15 protein-coding genes are annotated in these 16,545 nt (G+C 52.6%); 7 read left to right on the top strand and 8 right to left on the bottom strand.

Going from position 1 to position 16,545, the window contains the following annotated elements; all coding sequences use genetic code 11:
* Positions 1-13: 13 nt before the first annotated feature.
* The gene (locus ACN0V1_RS14145) at positions 14-607 is read right to left on the bottom strand and encodes a cupredoxin domain-containing protein (RefSeq protein WP_417545607.1); all 594 of its coding nucleotides are present in this window, start codon (positions 605-607) and stop codon (positions 14-16) included.
* A gap of 207 nt (positions 608-814) precedes the next feature.
* Here ACN0V1_RS14145 and ACN0V1_RS14150 point away from each other — a divergent pair, with 207 nt between their 5' ends.
* Positions 815-1,480: a response regulator transcription factor gene (locus ACN0V1_RS14150; RefSeq protein WP_417545608.1), complete on the top strand. Its 666-nt coding sequence runs from the start codon at positions 815-817 to the stop codon at positions 1,478-1,480.
* Positions 1,467-2,801, top strand: a complete 1,335-nt coding sequence (locus tag ACN0V1_RS14155; protein ID WP_417545609.1) for an ATP-binding protein — start codon at positions 1,467-1,469, stop codon at positions 2,799-2,801. The genes ACN0V1_RS14150 and ACN0V1_RS14155 overlap by 14 nt, the downstream gene beginning before the upstream one ends.
* A gap of 43 nt (positions 2,802-2,844) precedes the next feature.
* On the opposite strand, the gene ACN0V1_RS14160 is transcribed toward ACN0V1_RS14155, so the two are convergent.
* Complete coding sequence (locus ACN0V1_RS14160; RefSeq protein ID WP_417545610.1) at positions 2,845-3,198, bottom strand: YkgJ family cysteine cluster protein; 354 nt, start codon at positions 3,196-3,198, stop codon at positions 2,845-2,847.
* Positions 3,199-3,925: 727 nt separating this feature from the next.
* On the opposite strand from ACN0V1_RS14160, the gene ACN0V1_RS14165 reads away from it, so the two are divergent.
* The gene (locus ACN0V1_RS14165) at positions 3,926-5,386 is read left to right on the top strand and encodes an ice-binding family protein (RefSeq protein WP_417545611.1); all 1,461 of its coding nucleotides are present in this window, start codon (positions 3,926-3,928) and stop codon (positions 5,384-5,386) included.
* Between the two features lie 117 nt (positions 5,387-5,503).
* On the opposite strand, the gene ACN0V1_RS14170 is transcribed toward ACN0V1_RS14165, so the two are convergent.
* The 4 genes from ACN0V1_RS14170 to ACN0V1_RS14185 form a co-directional block, all read right to left on the bottom strand.
* Positions 5,504-5,938, bottom strand: a complete 435-nt coding sequence (locus ACN0V1_RS14170; RefSeq protein ID WP_417545612.1) for a hypothetical protein — start codon at positions 5,936-5,938, stop codon at positions 5,504-5,506.
* A gap of 224 nt (positions 5,939-6,162) precedes the next feature.
* On the bottom strand, positions 6,163-6,864 hold the full coding sequence (locus ACN0V1_RS14175) for an RES family NAD+ phosphorylase (protein ID WP_417545613.1): 702 nt from the start codon (positions 6,862-6,864) through the stop codon (positions 6,163-6,165).
* A complete protein-coding gene (locus ACN0V1_RS14180) occupies positions 6,864-7,268 on the bottom strand; it encodes an antitoxin Xre-like helix-turn-helix domain-containing protein (RefSeq protein WP_339780085.1) in 405 nt (134 codons plus the stop codon). The genes ACN0V1_RS14175 and ACN0V1_RS14180 overlap by 1 nt, the downstream gene beginning before the upstream one ends.
* A gap of 88 nt (positions 7,269-7,356) precedes the next feature.
* Positions 7,357-8,277: a LysR family transcriptional regulator gene (locus tag ACN0V1_RS14185; RefSeq protein ID WP_417545614.1), complete on the bottom strand. Its 921-nt coding sequence runs from the start codon at positions 8,275-8,277 to the stop codon at positions 7,357-7,359.
* 116 nt (positions 8,278-8,393) lie between these two features.
* Between ACN0V1_RS14185 and ACN0V1_RS14190 the strand changes: the two genes are divergently transcribed.
* The 4 genes from ACN0V1_RS14190 to ACN0V1_RS14205 all read left to right on the top strand — a co-directional run bounded on the left by ACN0V1_RS14190 (position 8,394) and on the right by ACN0V1_RS14205 (position 14,217).
* Complete coding sequence (locus ACN0V1_RS14190; RefSeq protein WP_417545615.1) at positions 8,394-9,857, top strand: NAD-dependent succinate-semialdehyde dehydrogenase; 1,464 nt, start codon at positions 8,394-8,396, stop codon at positions 9,855-9,857.
* Between the two features lie 30 nt (positions 9,858-9,887).
* Positions 9,888-11,177: a 4-aminobutyrate--2-oxoglutarate transaminase gene (gene gabT, locus ACN0V1_RS14195; protein WP_417545616.1), complete on the top strand. Its 1,290-nt coding sequence runs from the start codon at positions 9,888-9,890 to the stop codon at positions 11,175-11,177.
* Between the two features lie 196 nt (positions 11,178-11,373).
* Positions 11,374-12,600, top strand: a complete 1,227-nt coding sequence (locus tag ACN0V1_RS14200) for an NAD(P)/FAD-dependent oxidoreductase (protein ID WP_417545617.1) — start codon at positions 11,374-11,376, stop codon at positions 12,598-12,600.
* Positions 12,601-12,702: 102 nt separating this feature from the next.
* Positions 12,703-14,217 carry a Na+/H+ antiporter NhaC family protein gene (locus tag ACN0V1_RS14205; protein ID WP_417545618.1) on the top strand — a complete coding sequence of 505 codons (1,515 nt, stop codon included), beginning with the start codon at positions 12,703-12,705 and terminating at the stop codon, positions 14,215-14,217.
* 90 nt (positions 14,218-14,307) lie between these two features.
* Here the strand turns inward: ACN0V1_RS14205 and ACN0V1_RS14210 are convergent, their stop codons facing one another.
* Both ACN0V1_RS14210 and ACN0V1_RS14215 read right to left on the bottom strand, forming a co-directional pair.
* On the bottom strand, positions 14,308-15,084 hold the full coding sequence (locus ACN0V1_RS14210; protein ID WP_417545619.1) for a glutamine amidotransferase-related protein: 777 nt from the start codon (positions 15,082-15,084) through the stop codon (positions 14,308-14,310).
* A 15-nt stretch (positions 15,085-15,099) separates the two neighbouring features.
* The gene (locus ACN0V1_RS14215) at positions 15,100-16,434 is read right to left on the bottom strand and encodes a glutamine synthetase family protein (RefSeq protein WP_417545620.1); all 1,335 of its coding nucleotides are present in this window, start codon (positions 16,432-16,434) and stop codon (positions 15,100-15,102) included.
* Between the last annotated feature and the right edge of the window lie 111 nt (positions 16,435-16,545).

Here is a 16,545-nt window from a genome sequence, read left to right on the forward strand (position 1 = left end):
AACTTCTCCCGAGTTACTGCGTTGTATTCAAAGGTTTCAACTCACCTGCGAGTGAGCGAACGCCAGAGTCTCCCTGGTTGAAATTCACTTCGCCATACATACCAGCCTGGTAGTGCCCAGGAACGTTGCAGGCAAATTCGATATTGCCCTTCTCGGAAAATGTCCAGACAACTTCCTGGCTTTCACCCGGCTCTAACAGCACGCTGTTCGGATCGTCATGCTTCATGGACTGGCCGTTTCCCATGTCCATCTCCATCATGTCGTGGTTGAGCCTGCCTCCCTGGATGACGCCGTGCTCTACCATCATCTTCATTTCTTTCTGATGCGCTTCGTGCATATCGGGGGTGCCTATATTGAATTCATGCACCAGTTGCCCTTTGTTCTGAACAACAAAGCGCACCGTTTCTCCTGGTTTGACCTCGATAGCTTCAGGCTCATAGTAATTGTCATACATCTCCACAGTAATACTGCGACTGGCGTCCGAGGCTTTACCCGGTTCGCCGCTCGTGGCGCTGTGGCCATGCCCACCTCCGTGGGTACCCGCGCCAAGTGCTGTTAAGGAAATTGACATGGCAACTGTTGCAACTGCGAACTTTGCTAGACTCATCAAACCTTCTCCTGTCGTGCGTCGTAACGTGCGTTCAAAACCTATGGGTTTGTCCTGCAACGTGAGTGTTGTGCTAAAACGCTTGCTACCATGGCGCACGAACCTGAACTCTTTCTGAAAATATCGAACTATTTGGAGTTCAGGCTGGATTCAGGTTGATAAGCGACACTGCTCCAGCCTGTTTTGGCCAAAAAAAGGAAGCGACACATGAGATTACTGCTGGTAGAAGATGACCGACTGCTCGCTGAGGGGCTTACCAACCAACTTGAGAAAGCCGGTTTCAGCGTGGATATCACTCGCTCAGCAAAAGAAGCGGTTATTTTAGGTGAGCAGGAAGACTACAAAGCAGGTGTACTGGATCTCGGGTTACCAGATGGAAATGGCCTGGACGTGCTAAGAAAATGGCGTTCAAGCAAAGCAACCTTTCCGGTACTGATACTGACCGCAAGGGGGGACTGGCAAGATAAAGTAAACGGTCTCAAGGCAGGCGCGGATGACTACCTGGCCAAACCCTTTCAAACCGAAGAGCTGATTGCCCGATTGAACGCCATCCTGCGAAGAAGTGAAGGCAGAGTTAACTCTTCGGTAAAGGCGGGGCGTTTTGAGCTGGACGAGAACCGGCAGTGCCTGAAGGTTAACGATGGCACAGAACACAGCCTGACCGGCACAGAGTTCCGGTTACTGCGCTGCCTGATGGGCCGGCCTGGTCATATTTTTTCCAAGGAGCAGCTCATGGAGCAGCTCTACAATCTTAACGAAAGCCCCAACGAAAATATCATCGAAGCTTACATCCGGCGCCTGAGAAAGCTGATTGGGCCAGATACCATTGCAACAAGGCGCGGCCAGGGATACCTGTTTAATGACACTGTTTAGAAAGCCCGCATCCGTAAAAGGCTGGCTGCTACTCCTGTTGTTACCAGCGGGCATTGGCCTGATGGCTATCGCGTGGCTTGTCCACGGGTTACTGCTGGAAAGGATGTCCCGGGAGTTTGTTGAGAGCCGCCTGAAAGACGAAGTGGCCTTTCTGGAACACCATATCCGGCAAGCCGGCGGCCAGATAGACATGCTTGAGACGGGCGATTATTTTGAGGAAGTTTTTCATCATGCTTTTGCTATCCAGTCCCCGACTCAAACGGTCATATCTCCGCAATCCTGGCGCCCGCTGCTGATCCCGTTACTGCAGTCTGATGAACAGGCAAGTATCAGAGTAAATGATGCGAAGATATCCAGCGCGCCTACCGACCTTCTCGCCTATCGAAGATCCTTTTCAGTAATGGATACCCCTATCACGGTTATCGTTTCAGAAGACATGGGGGCACTGCAAAACGGCCAGGCGGAACTGCATGCCTGGACAGCGGTTGTATCAATTGTGCTGATCTTTTTACTGGTCGGGGTTATCTGGTTTGGTATTAACTTGTCGATGCGCCCCGTTGTCTCGCTTCAGGCCGCTTTGAAAAGATTACAAAGCGGCGAAATATCGCGAATAAACGTAGAGGCTCCGGAAGAGTTCCGGCCACTTGTGCAACAACTCAATCAACTGCTGGATTCTCTGGATCAACGGCTTGCGCGCTCCAGGGAAGCACTCGCAAATCTCTCTCACAGTGTCAAAACGCCGATCGCGGCCGTCAGGCAGGTTCTCGATGATACCAGCCGCCCGCTGGATAATGATTTGAGGCATGAGATGGGCGCGCGTCTGAGTGATATTGACAGACAACTGGAAGCGGAGATGCGACGCAGCCAGTTTGCCGGGCCGCAGGTGGGCAAAAGTGCCTACCCGGTAAAGCAAGCCCGCGACCTTCTGTGGATGTTGGGCCGGCTTTACCCGGAAAAGTCATTCGAATTATCAACGTCACTCACGGACGAGTCTCGCTGGCCGATTGAGGAGCACGATCTGAACGAAATACTGGGGAATTTACTCGATAATGCCGGAAAATGGTCTTCAGAATGTGTTGAACTCTCTTTGGAACAAAATAACAGTTTAGCGCAGATCACCGTAACGGATGACGGCTCCGGGGTTGCAGAGGATGAGCGAATGCATTTGGGCCAGAGAGGGCGACGGCTGGATGAACAAACTCCCGGACATGGGCTGGGTCTTGCTATCGTCCGCGAAATAATCGCTCGGTATGGAGGTGAAACCTCTTTTTCAAATGGGTCAAAAGGCGGCTTGAAGATAAGAATCGAGATCTCTGTTTAAAATCGTCCCATGCGTTCGTCCAAACGGGAAACTGGGAATACCGCTACACCAACACTTGCCGCGTACTAGCGATGAAATGGTGAACTTGACGCTCGGTCTCGGAATCAACCATGTTTTCCGGGCGGCGACCATTTGGGCAAGGCATGCGTGGTGTTGTGCCAAACAACCGACAAATCAAAGGGCGCTGCTCGTACACAGTGCAACCATCCGGGCCAAGGTGCACGCAACTGAGATCGCCTAATGCGGCTTCATGTTCGGCGTCAGATTTAACCGGCAAGCGCGACATCTCTTCTGAAGAAGTCGTCACTGGGCCGCAGCAATCGTGACAACCCGGCACACATTCGAACGTTGGAATACGCTCGCGAAGTCGCGCGATAATATCTCGATTACGGTACATTATGACCACCATTTATACAGTTTTTTCTCCGGCTTACTCGCTCAAATATGACTGAAACTTTGATCAGAAGCCATGGCTGCCTAGAATCCTCTGAAAAACGCGCAAATCACCACCTGCCATCCTTTGCATCAAAGCCCCTGAGCACCTCGGCGCAGCCAGGAATGCACGAAGACAACATCTTGTTACCAAATAATAAAGAAAATCGGTTGATTTTATGTTTACATAAAAAATTAACTTTATTTATTCTGAAAACTATAAAACATCACATGCCCATTTAAATAAAAATTTTATAAGAATTTAATAATTTAATATTATCTATCGACAAAAATCCAACCGTTAATTTTTTAATCACCAAACCTGAGTATCCCAGTTATTTTTGTCCTGGCCTCTCCTTTTTCAAATTTTCATTAAATTAGCTGGATAAAGGTGGGGTTAAATTTTAGTTTTCACCCAATTATTTAGCGTCCCACCACCAATTGAAAAAATAATTCACCTATTTACATTTTTTAAGCGCATAGTACCAATCCCTCCTACCGTCTAAGGTCCAGTTCTAGGCGGAAAATTCTCAAGATCAACACCTTACTCGTAATTTAGACAACATCTATCTTGTGGCATAAACGCATGCCAGGTGAAAATCAGGAAACCCTCCGATAAGAGCAATCCCTCTTACCGTCAGTAATCGCAGTGAATATTGATCTGCGATCAAAATATTTAATGGATAAACTTCATGACCACGCTAAGAAGATATGCAAATCGGACCTTATGGCTCAGTGCAATCATGCTCACCGCTTTTGTGGCAGGGTGTAATAGTGATAGCAATAAAAGTAGCACCAGCCCAATTATACCCACGGTTACGGTGACATCTACCGACCCGGCCGATACCGCCACATCTGTACCACTGAACAGCAAAGTCGTTGCCAACTTTAGCGAGCCAATGGACGCCACAACCATTGACAGCTTAAGTTTTACCGTTGCCGGGGCATCTGGACCCGCACTCACCGGCACGATCAGTATTGATGCCAACAGCAGTAGTGCAACGTTTACGCCTGGTAGTAATTTCACCGCGAGCACGCTATACACCGCCACCATTACCACGGCGGCAACAAGCGTATCGGGTAAATCACTGGCAGCCAACTATGTCTGGACGTTTACCAGCGGCACCACAGCTGACACGAAGGCTCCCACGGTAAGCTCCACTGACCCAGCCAATAATGCCACGGATTTTGCACTCAACCGAAGCATCACGGCTGTGTTTAGTGAAACACTGGATCCTGCCAGCGTTAATCCGGCCAGCTTCACTCTGACTGCAGACTCGGGCGCAACATCAGTATCAGGTGCCGTGAGTTATTCGAACAGACTGGCAACTTTTAACCCTGACAGTAATCTTGCTGCCAGCACACTCTATACCGCTACGTTGACAACAGGTGTTACCGATCTCGCAGCCAACGCGCTCGCAGCCAACGTCGTCTGGACATTTACGACCGGTACGGCAATCGCGGCAGGCCCGAAACCCGTCAATCTCAGAACAGCCGGGGATTTTGTGATACTGACAAAAACCGGTATTACCAATGTGCATACATCCGCTATCACTGGGGATATCGGTGCAAGCCCAATTACTGCGGCGGCCATGGATAATGTTTTTTGCACGGAAATCACCGGCATCATCTACGGCTCTGATGCCGCTTATACCGGTAGTGGTGCCACACCATGTTTTGCCGGGGCAGCACCGGACAACACGCTGGTTGCCAACGCGGTACTCGACATGGGAACGGCCTACACCGATGCGGCGGGCAGAACAACCCCTGACTTTACCGAACTGCACGCAGGTGATGTCAGTGGTCAGACGCTGGTACCTGGTCTTTATAAGTGGGGTACCGATGTTTTGATTAACACTGATGTAACACTTACTGGTGGCGCGAACGATGTTTGGGTTTTTCAGATATCTGGCGACATTATTCAGGCGAGTGGCACACATGTTTTCTTAACGGGCGGAGCGCTAGCCAAAAACGTATTTTGGCAGGTCGGCGGCGGCACAGGTGTGGCACTTAACACAAATGCAGCCTTCGCAGGCATAGTCCTCGCAGTAAAAGGCATTACAGTCAATACCGGTGCCACGGTTAATGGCAGACTGCTATCACAAACGGCAGTAACTTTAGACCAGAACACGGTTACTCAACCAGCTCCATAAAAAAGTGGACGGTGAATAAAAGAATGAAACCGGGATGAAGAAACCTGAAAAGCCGCACGGATTTCCGTGCGGCTTTTCAGGTCTGAGCTCAGGGGTTCCGCGTACCAAAGCCGTGAACTACATTTCGTGCGCTTCCAGCATCTCTTTAGTATCCGCTGCGGCTTTTTGAGCCGTGGCGAGATCGTCACTGTCGAGCCCGCTCTGTACCATATCGACGGCGTCCTTCAGCGCCTGTTTCCGAGCGGCATCCGTGGTGTCGGGAATGGCACCCTTACCCATGCCCTGGCAGGGATTTATCTCATTGGCGTCAAAGCCTTCACCATCCGGCCCGACAAGACAGTTCAGAGTATGATGCAAATGCGCATGTACCCCTTTAATCTCACCCACCGAGGCTGCCAGCCCCGCATGTACGGCGGCAGTCTTCACTTCCGGGGCCTTGTCTGCCGCCAATGCGAATGATGAAATCATAAGTGCCAGCGCCGTTCCGAAAGCTGCGGAAATGATCCGTACAAAAAGGCTGGGGCGAAGGGTCAAGCCAGAATGAATATTCATCGGTGCTCCTCCTTAACATGGTAAAACTACGGTAGCTGGGACAACACGTTTACCAACTTTGCTTGATAAGAATAGCAGTAATTTTGCAGAGCGAGGCCTGATTCAAGTCCCGCGGTTATCTTGCGGCTGGCAAGAAACAGCAACGTCAGCTAGGTCTTGGCACTATCGGGCGAATCCGGAACCATAAAGTAGACGTGGCAGAAGTACGCCGTAAAAAAAAGGGTTCACCGGCCATTCAGGGAATGCGCCTCCCCTATTTTCGCCCAGTGCGTGATGCTTCGTTTGTCGCCATCCCAGAAGTATTTCAAGTGCGGCCCTTGCACAGGGACAGTGACAGCTTTCGGTTTGAACGCCGCAATGCACTCACTACCTGGGTGCCGAACGCTGTTGTACAGAAACCCATTTGATCCTTTGGACCGCCAGCGCCGCGCAAATTGCTGGCTCAAGCCGTAATCATCAGCATCCGGATTGTGCAGGTCGGCAAACTCTGGCCCCCGGATGTCGTGCATCTCCAAGGCCACGCAACCAATGTAGGCTCTCATGGTGAGCTCTATGGATTCTTCATTGGCGGCCGCCATCTCACGTGCTTTGTGAAATACCGTCTCCTGGATCGCAGCTTCAAGAGTATTCGCGGCGTAATAGACCCCGAAATGCCTGTTAGCGAAACGGCTTCCAAAGCCAATGTGCGTAAACGACGCCATCACGGGCGTACTGCCAGGGCCACTAATGCGATCGCCGGGACTTACCAATTCGATATCGCCTGCTTCATCAAGCAGCCGTGGGTTGGTCATGCCTTCAATCTCATACGCCAGCTCAAATTCGTCGGGCTCGTAGATGCGCTCGAAGAGATCTATGGGCGGGTAATGGCTGGGGATAATCCGGTAAGTTTGCCACTCAGGAAGGTGCAGTGGAGGGGTGGAGAACATCACCACCCCCGTTTGGCATCAAAATATTGACGGGTCAGCATAAGGTTCATCATTGAGCCTTGCGTCATGAACTCCATTGCAGACTTGCCGCAAAACGGCACCTCAGATGACTTCAAGCGAATTCTGCGGTTGGCTCGCTCATGGGTCGGGTACAGGAGCTGGAGGGCCTTGTAGATGCCCAGGATATAACTGATACGCTCCATTGTGTCATTGGAGAGTTTGGTCGGGTTCAGCTTTGCGTAGTTGTAGAGTGTTGTTCTGGACGGGCCGCCCAGAAGCTTGCTTCGTTCTTCAACATTACACCCCCACTCTTCGGTTACCCGAAAGAAGCCCTTCAACGCAACCCGCCCTTTTTCAGCTTCGCGATCACCGTCAATGTTTTTACGTTCAACGACAGCCGTCATGGTTTACCTCCCACTACTCGATGTTCAACTATGAACAATATAGCACATTTTGTTCATATGTATACATGGCCTGCGTCGACAGCGATATTCAGGTGCCATTTGCCCAATATTCAAGAAAAAGTTCCCGCGCCCTCTTTGTCCTGCCATAGGTACGGGTAATGGTGCAGATCTCTAATGAATAGTGTTTGGCTTCAGGGACCAGAGCGCGCAAGTCCCCTTCATCTACGTAGCGCTGAACGTAAGCGTCGGGCATGAACCCGATGTAGGCGCCAGACAGGATCATCGCGAGTCGCGCTTCGTAGAAATAAGAGATCGCCGCCTTGTTCATATCGGCCAGTTGGGCACCAACCTCCGGGCTGGTGTGAATGCCTGCATGAACAACCTTACTGGAGAGGATCTGGTCCAGCAGTTGGGGCGATGACGTTGCGTTGTAAAGCGGATGCGTGCGACTGCAGTACAGGTGGCAGTCATCCACGTACAGAGGGCGATAATCCAGCCCGGAAAGCTGGCGATGCTGAGGAATAAGGCCAATATCCGCCTCATCGTTCAGAACCATTCGTTCGATGTCGCTGAGCGACTTAACGTCCAACAGTACATTGACATCGGGCGCGGCTTTGGAGAATCGGGCAATTGCCTGCGAAAGTCCGGATTGCGGGTCCATACAGATGGTATCGCTGGCGATAACACGCAGTTCACCGGTGAGGCTTACATGCAGAGCGTTCACACCTGAGCGAAAACCTTCAAGGGCCGAGAGCAGCGTCTTCATTAGCTCATAGACATCGGCCCCCTCTTCTGTAAGAGAGAAGCCGCTTCGGCCGCGAAAACAGAGTTTGAGGTTCAGGCGGTCTTCCAGATTTGCGATGTGAGTACTGATTGTCGAGCGGCCAATATTCAGCTCCCCTTCTGCTGCGGCAAATCCGCCACTCTCTACAACGGCTTTGAATACTTTGAGCAGACGTATCTCGTAATCGCCCACCTGCCCCAGCCTTACTTTCAGATCTTTCTTCATTGTTTGACCACTCTCAACGTATACGCCTGATCAATCATGTTTATCACACAAACACTTGGCCTTACCATCATGCACCTGTATGAGTCCCATTTTTTGGCACGTTTTTGGAGCCCTGTATGACGTTAAAACTGAACCAACCCGACTTGTTCCGCGATCGCGCTTTTATCGATGGACAGTGGGTCCAGGCTGCTAAATTACGCTCGTTTCCCGTTTTTAACCCCAGCACCGGCGCTACGCTTGGCTCCGTACCAGACCTGGGGGCAGAGGAAACCCGTACCGCGATCGACGCTGCCGAAAAAGCACTGAAACCCTGGCAGGCCCTGACCGCAAAAGAACGCTCCATCCTGCTGCGCAACTGGTTCAATCTTATCCTTGCGCACCAGGATGATCTTGCCACCATCATGACCAGCGAACAGGGAAAACCGTTTGCTGAAGCCAAGGGTGAAGTCGCCTACGGCGCGTCCTTTGTTGAATGGTTTGCAGAAGAAGCCAAGCGCATTTATGGCGACGTTATTCCTGCCCATGGCCCGGACAAGCGGCTGGTGACCATCAAGCAGCCCATAGGTGTGGTGGCGGCAATCACGCCCTGGAACTTCCCTATTGCCATGATCACCCGGAAAGTCGCTCCAGCTTTGGCAGCGGGATGCACCGTTGTAATCAAGCCAGGTGAAGATACCCCGCTGTGTGCGCTGGCGTTGGCAGAGCTGAGCGTTCAGGCCGGTATTCCAGCAGGCGTTCTGAACGTTGTTACCACACTGCAGGCTCCAGAAGTTGGCCGCGCACTGTGTGAAGATTCCCGCGTGCGCAAGCTGTCCTTCACGGGCTCTACACCGGTAGGCAAACTGCTGATGCGCCAGTGCGCGGATACGGTGAAGAAAGTCTCGCTGGAGCTGGGCGGCAACGCGCCATTTATTGTTTTTGATGATGCCGACGTAGACGCAGCCATCGCTGGACTGATGGCTTCCAAGTTCCGCAACGCAGGTCAGACCTGCGTGTGCACCAACCGAATTCTGGTTCAGGACGGCGTTCACGACCTGTTTGTCGAAAAGCTTAATGCCGCCGTGCAGAACCTTAACGTCGGCGATGGCTTCGGTGAGGCCGTTACGATTGGCCCGCTGATCAACGATAAAGCCGTGAGCAAAGTACACGGGCTGGTTGAGGACGCGCTTGCTAACGGTGCGAAGATTACTCAGCAGAATACCGCCATTCCGGACAACCCGAACTTCTACCCGCCCACCGTGTTGACCGGCGTAACCGCAAGCATGTCGATCGCAACGGAAGAGATTTTTGGCCCTGTGGCGACGGTGTTCCGGTTTAGCGAGGAATCAGAAGCCGTAGCGCTGGCAAATGATACGCCTTTTGGCCTTGCCGCTTATTTCTACAGCCGCGACATCGGCCGGGTCTGGCGTGTGGCCGAAGCACTTGAGTACGGCATGGTCGGAATCAATGAAGGCATCATTTCCACAGAAGTGGCGCCTTTTGGCGGCATCAAGGAGTCAGGCATTGGCCGTGAAGGCTCTCGTTATGGCATCGATGACTTCGTTGAAATCAAATACCTGTGCATGGGCGGCATCCGCTGAACTGCCTTACAAATTATGGAGAACACACTCATGTCCAATGAATCTCTGCATCACCGTCGCGCCGCAGCCATGGCTCAGGGCCAGGGCGCATTGCACCCGGTATACGTAGACAAAGCGCTTAATGCTGAAATATGGGATGTCGAAGGCAATCGTTTTATCGATTTGGGTGCGGGTATTGCCGTCAACAACACCGGCCACAGCCACCCGCGCATTCAGGCAGCCGTCCAGGCGCAGGTAGAGCGCTTCAGCCATACCTGCCTGATGGTCACGCCTTATGAGTCAGCCGTCGATCTGGCCGAAAAACTCAATGCCATCGCACCAGGAGACACGCCAAAGAAAAGTATCTTTGTAACCACCGGCGCAGAAGCGGTTGAAAACTGTGTGAAAATTGCCCGTTCATACACCGGGCGCCCCGGCGTTATTGCCTTCAAGGGCGGTTTTCATGGCCGTACCAACCTGACAATGGGACTAACGGGCAAGGTTAAGCCTTACAAGGTGGGTTTCGGCCCGTTCCCGGGCGAGATCTACCATGCGCCCTTCCCCAATGCTTATCACGGCGTCTCGGTTGAAGAGTCACTGCAAGCCCTTGATGATCTGTTTGTGTGCGATATCGAGCCGAATCGGGTCGCAGCTATTATTATCGAGCCTGTTCAGGGTGAAGGTGGTTTCTACCATGCCCCCGCAGAATTCCTGCAGGCCTTGCGCCAACGCTGCGATGATCACGGTATCCTGCTGATTGCCGATGAAATCCAGACCGGCTTTGCTCGCACCGGCCGGATGTTTGCAATCGAATACGCCAACGTTGAGCCAGACCTGATGACCATGGCCAAGGGCATTGCCGGGGGCTTCCCGATCGCAGCCGTTGTGGGCAAGGCTGAGATTATGGACCAGCCAGCACCCGGCGGCCTTGGCGGCACCTACGGTGGCTCTCCGATCGGCTGCGTAGCTGCGCTTGCGGTACTGGATATTATCGAGGAAGAACAACTGTGTGAACGTGCGCTGCAGATTGGCGAGCGGCTCACCGGGCGTCTCAGGCAGCTGCAATCACGCTTCCCGCAGCGCATCGGAGACGTACGCAACCTGGGTGCCATGATCGCTATGGAGCTGGTGGTTGACGGTGATGTTAACCGGCCCGACCCAGAGCTGACCAAAGCCGTTGTTACAGAGGCCGCCAAAGCGGGTGTGATTCTTCTGTCCTGCGGTATCCGCGGCAACGTGATTCGCTTCCTGCCAGCGTTGACGATCAGTGACGCGTTGATTGATGAAAGTATGGACATTCTCGACTCGTGTTTTTCCGCTCTTAGCGGAAACAGTGACTAAACGATCTGAAGTACCTTTGGCGCCTTCGGGCGCCTTTTTTTTTGCAAAATATACCTTGGGGGGTATATAGGCGCTCATAGCGAGCTCGTAATGTTGTCGTAACAGCCCAATAACTCAAAGCCATTCCGGGAGCGACACCTTGCTGACACCACCTCACCCCAATTCCTACTATGCAGCTTCCGCTAATGACACACGGATGCGACCGCCGCTTCAAGAAAATGTTAAAGCAGATATTTGCGTTATCGGCGCCGGTTATACCGGTATGTCGACCGCCCTGCACCTCGCGGAAAATGGCTACAAGGTTATCGTCCTGGAAGGCAGCAGAATAGGCTTTGGCGCATCTGGCCGTAATGGCGGGCAGATCGTTAACAGCTACAGCCGTGATGTTGATTTCATAGAGAAACACTACGGCAAACACGCCGGCGCCGAGATGGGCGAGATGGCCTTTGAGGGCGGCCGTATCATTCGCCGATTTGTTAAACAGTACGATATTAAATGCGACCTGAAGCCAGGCGGTATCTTCGCAGCGTGTAACAAGCGCCAGCTCTCGGAGCTTGAAGCAAAGAAAGCACTGTGGGAATCCCATGGCCACACGGGCCTGGAGCTTCTCGATAAAGAACAGCTTAAATCCTACGTGGGGTCGGATCGTTATTCTGGTGCTTTGCTGGACAATACGGGCGGTCATTTTCACCCTCTGAACCTGGTACTCGGTGAAGCCGCAGCATTCGAATCGCTCGGAGGTACCATTTACGAAGGTTCACCGGCTATCAACGTTCAGGAAGGCGCAATGGCCGTTGTAAAAACGGAATTTGGCAGCGTGACTGCGGATTACGTTGTGGTAGCGGGCAACGCTTACCTTAATGGCCTTATCCCCAAACTCGAATCCAGGGCAATACCCTGCGGAACCCAGGTGGTTACTACTGAGCCACTGTCCGAAGAGGTTCAGAAACGTTTACTGCCGAAAGACAACTGCATAGAAGACTGCAACTACCTGCTTGATTATTACCGACTGTCCGGCGATGGCCGCCTCATCTATGGCGGCGGCGTGACCTATGGCGCGCGTGAACCGGAGAAAATCGAATCCTTGATAATGCCGAACATGCTCAAGACCTACCCGGAACTGAAAGGCGTGAAAATTGATTACGCATGGACAGGCAACTTCCTGCTCACTTTGATGCGCTTACCCCAGCTGGGCCGCATCGGCGGTAACATTTTTTATGCTCAGGGTTACAGCGGTCACGGCGTGACCTGCTCCCACCTTGCCGGGAAAGTTCTTAGTGATGCCATCCGTGGCCAGGCAGAACGCTTTGACGTATTTGCAGGCTTGCCCCAATACAACTTCCCGGGTGGTCGTCTTTTCCGCATTCCACTGACCGCTCTGGGGGCATGGTATTACAACTTACGCGACCAGCTTGGCGTGTAATAAGTCGCGACGTCACTGACACAACCAATAAGAAGTACTCCTAAATGCCTGCGGTGAAGCCAACACCGCGTTTTCCCAAAACAACAAAATACGGGTATCAAAATGTCTCAGAACACCATAGAAACAGCAGGTGCGTTTTCGCCTTTGGAACAAGAAGCCATTGAGAGCCCGAGGCGTGGGCCAATCTACTCATTATTCTTCTACGGCTCGATCATGGCGGGTTTCGCTTACCTGTCCACGCAGTATGCTGATGGAGAATCCTACGGCTTCGTCAGCCTTCTCCCTTCTTTATTGATCATATTCGCAGCGATTAAAACCAAAAAACCGCTGGAGTCTCTTTTCGCGGGTGTTATTGCCGGGCTTCTATTGCTTGAACCTACCGCCCTCATCACCAGCCTTGGCGACATTTCCATGGGCGTTGTGCAGAATGAGACCATCGCCTGGATCGTTCTGGTTTGCGGAATGATGGGCGGGCTAATCAACATACTGGAACGCGGCGGCAGTGTCCTGAGCTTTGGTGAGCTTCTCGCCAAGCGCATCAAAACCAGGCGCGGGACGATGCTTACAACCTCGTTTCTCGGTCTGGCTGTTTTCATAGACGACTACCTGAACTCACTGGCGGTTTCCGCCTCTATGAAGAACCTGACTGATCGCTTCAGGATTTCCCGCGAAAAACTGGCATTTCTCGTGGATTCCACGGCCGCACCTGTCTGTATTCTTGTGCCACTGTCTACCTGGGCCGTTTATTTTGGTGCCTTGCTTGAAGAAAATGGTGCGGTGCCTGATGGCCAGGGCATGTCCCTATACATTGAGTCCATTCCTTATATGGCGTATGGCTGGGCTGCTCTGATCGTTGTCATGCTGGTTGCAACCGGCATTCTGAAGGATTTTGGGCCCATGAAGGCTGCAGAGCAGCGCGCCAAAAATGGTCAGCCAATTCCAGAGGGTGTCGAAGCAATCGGTTTTGATACATCGCACATCCAACGTCCGCCTATGATGGTGGGATTGATGAACTTTATCCTGCCGATGGCGGTGCTGATTGCAGCCAGCGTCTACTACGACATTGATCTGCTGCTTGGGGCTCTGGTTGCTTCCGGCTTCACCATGGTGCTGTATTTTATCCAGCGCCTGATGACCTTCGGTCAACTCACCGATGCCATGCTGGATGGTTTCAAAGTGATGCTCCATCCAATTGCGGTGGTTGCCGCTGGCTTCATGATTAAAGAGATCAATGATCAGCTCGGCATGACCTCCTACATTATCGAGTCTGTGGCACCGTACCTGTCAAAAGAGCTTTTACCGGCATTCGTTTTTGTCACCATGGCTGCGGTTGTTTTTGCTACGGGTTCAAGCTGGGGTGTGTTCGTCGTATCCATCCCGATTGTGATTCCGATGGCGCAATCCATGGATATGTCCATGCCGTTGACGGTGGGCGCCCTGCTTTCTGCATCGGCGTTTGGAAGCCATGCCTGTTTCTTCAGTGACTCGACTGTATTGTCGTCTACAGGATCTGGCTGCACACCTATGCAACATGCACTGACCCAGTTTCCCTACGCCATGATCGGCGCGGCCCTGGCGTTCGTTTCCTTTATCATCATGGGATACGCTGTAACCTGAGCTGCTTTGTGGGAACAAAAAAGGGGCAGACCCTGAGTTCTGTCCCTTTTTTATTTCTGCTCTCAGTACAAGCAGTCTCTATTCTTACGCTCAGCTTTTCGATGTCTCTTGCACATCAGCACCGGTAGCACCGTGCTGGGTCGATTCCCCGCGCTGCAGAAAGCTCGCCATCCAGTGTGCAATGGCGATTGAATCCGTCGCAGCCGCTGGCACCGTCAGGCCTTCCAATGCCTGATCCGCCTTACCTTCCGGAACAGACTTACCCCGCAGGTATTCAACAAGACGGGTTTCAAAGGTGACATCAAATTCCGGGTGTGCCTGAAAGGTCAGGATACGGTCATCGTACTGCAGTGCTGCGAATGGACAGAACGGCGAAGAGGCCAACACCTTCGCTGAATCAGGTTTTACCAAAACCTGATCCTGATGCATTGCACTGAGGGTGAAACCGCCCATACCCGCGTCAAGTCCTTCTGCACCCGGGACCATTTCGTAACGGTGCAGCCCCACTCCCCAGCCATCGGGGTATTTGTTGACGTCACCACCAAAAGCCTCCGCAATGATCTGATGACCGAAACAGATACCCACCGTGGGTAGATCGGCGTCGTAGATCTCAAGAATCAGCGCTTTCAGCCGCCGCATCCAGGGGAGATCCTCGTACACGTTGGCTTTTGATCCCGTCACGATCCAGGCATCGCAATCCTTGGCCGAGGCTGGAAAAACATCGTCGCGAACGTCGAAGGTGACATAGTCAAAAGTAAAACCTGCTTGTCTGAACAGCCGTTTGCACATATCGGCGTAAGAGCCGAATTCAGGAAGCAGGTCGTCCGGCGTAATGCCGGCAGCCAGAATACCAATTTTTAAACTCATCCGGGTTCTCCAGGCTTATAGCAGCCCCAAGTAAGCTTCATATTCTACGTCAGTAATGCGCTCGTTCAGCAGACGCTGCTCCTGGCGTTTCACGGCCGTGTAGACTCGCTGGAAGTCTTCGCCGAGGTACTCACGCAGTACCTCGCTGTTTTCGAAAGCATCCGTTGCATCTTCCCATCTGTTCGGCAATACCAGGGACTCATCACTCTCGCCGTAGGCATCACCTTCAACGGGCTCGATGGGCTCAAGTTGGTTTTCAATGCCACAAAGAGCACCCGCAAGCACCGATGCAAGAACCAGGTAGGGGTTAGCGTCTGCGCCAGCTACCCGATGCTCAATCCTTCGAGCGACACCTGGGCTTTCGGGTATCCGCAGTGCAACCGTCCGGTTCTCATAGCCCCAGCTCGCAAACGTTGGAGCGTGAGCGCCCGGCATGAACCGACGATAGGAATTCTGGTTCGGCGCGAGGGTCAGCATGGTGTCAGGCATTGTTTCCATCATACCGGCAACAGCTTGCTTCATCATGGCACTACCCTGCTCCGTGCCGTCATCAAATACGTTTTCACCCGCTTCGTTCAGCAGACTGAAATGAACGTGAAATCCGTTGCCACTCTGGTCAGCATAGGGCTTGGCCATGAACGTTGCGGCATAACCATGCCCCCGGGAAACCCCACGGACCAGGCGTTTGAACAGGATTGCCTGATCGGCAGCCGACAAGGGATCGTCCACGTGGTTGAGATTTATCTCGAACTGGCCGGGGCCCATCTCCGCAATAATGGTATCTGCCTCTACCCCCTGAATTTCGCAGGCCTGGCGGATATCTGCAAAGAAAGCAGAAAACCCGTCCATTTCCTCTACGCCATAGCCCTCGGTGTTGGCCAGACGCCGACCTCCATCGGCCAAAAGCGGCGGAATCGGTCGCTGTGTCGTCTCCGATTCGCCATCCATCAGGTAAAACTCCAGCTCGGTAGCCATTACCGGGCGAAGCCCCTTCGCCTTGAAGCGATCAACCACGCGCTTGAGCACCTGCCGCGGATCCGCTTCAAACGCAGCGCCGTCCGGGTTATGCATCATCGCCAGTACCTGCTCTCGGGGACTTTCCGCCCAGGGCACAAAAACAGCTTTATCGCTCACCGGCAGGCAAATACCATCGCTGTCCCCGGTTTCAAAAACCAATCCATTATCAAGAACGTCAGCGCCCCAGAAATCAAAACCGACAACGGATCTGGGCAGCTTTACGCCTTCCTTCATGACTTTTTTCATTGCAGAGGCGGGTATCCGCTTGCCACGTAAATTACCGTTCAGGTCGGTAATAAAGAAGTCGAACTCAGTCTTTTTATTAGCTGTCATATACATCTCGTAAGATTGCTGGCGTGTCTATCGATGCTGATACGCTATCCGATCGGAAACGCCCTGTAACTATACCCGGGGGGGTATATCTATCATCGGTCGAATTTTCCT

Origin of the sequence: Marinobacter sp. (assembly GCF_048266785.1) — a bacterium.
Lineage (GTDB): Bacteria > Pseudomonadota > Gammaproteobacteria > Pseudomonadales > Oleiphilaceae > Marinobacter.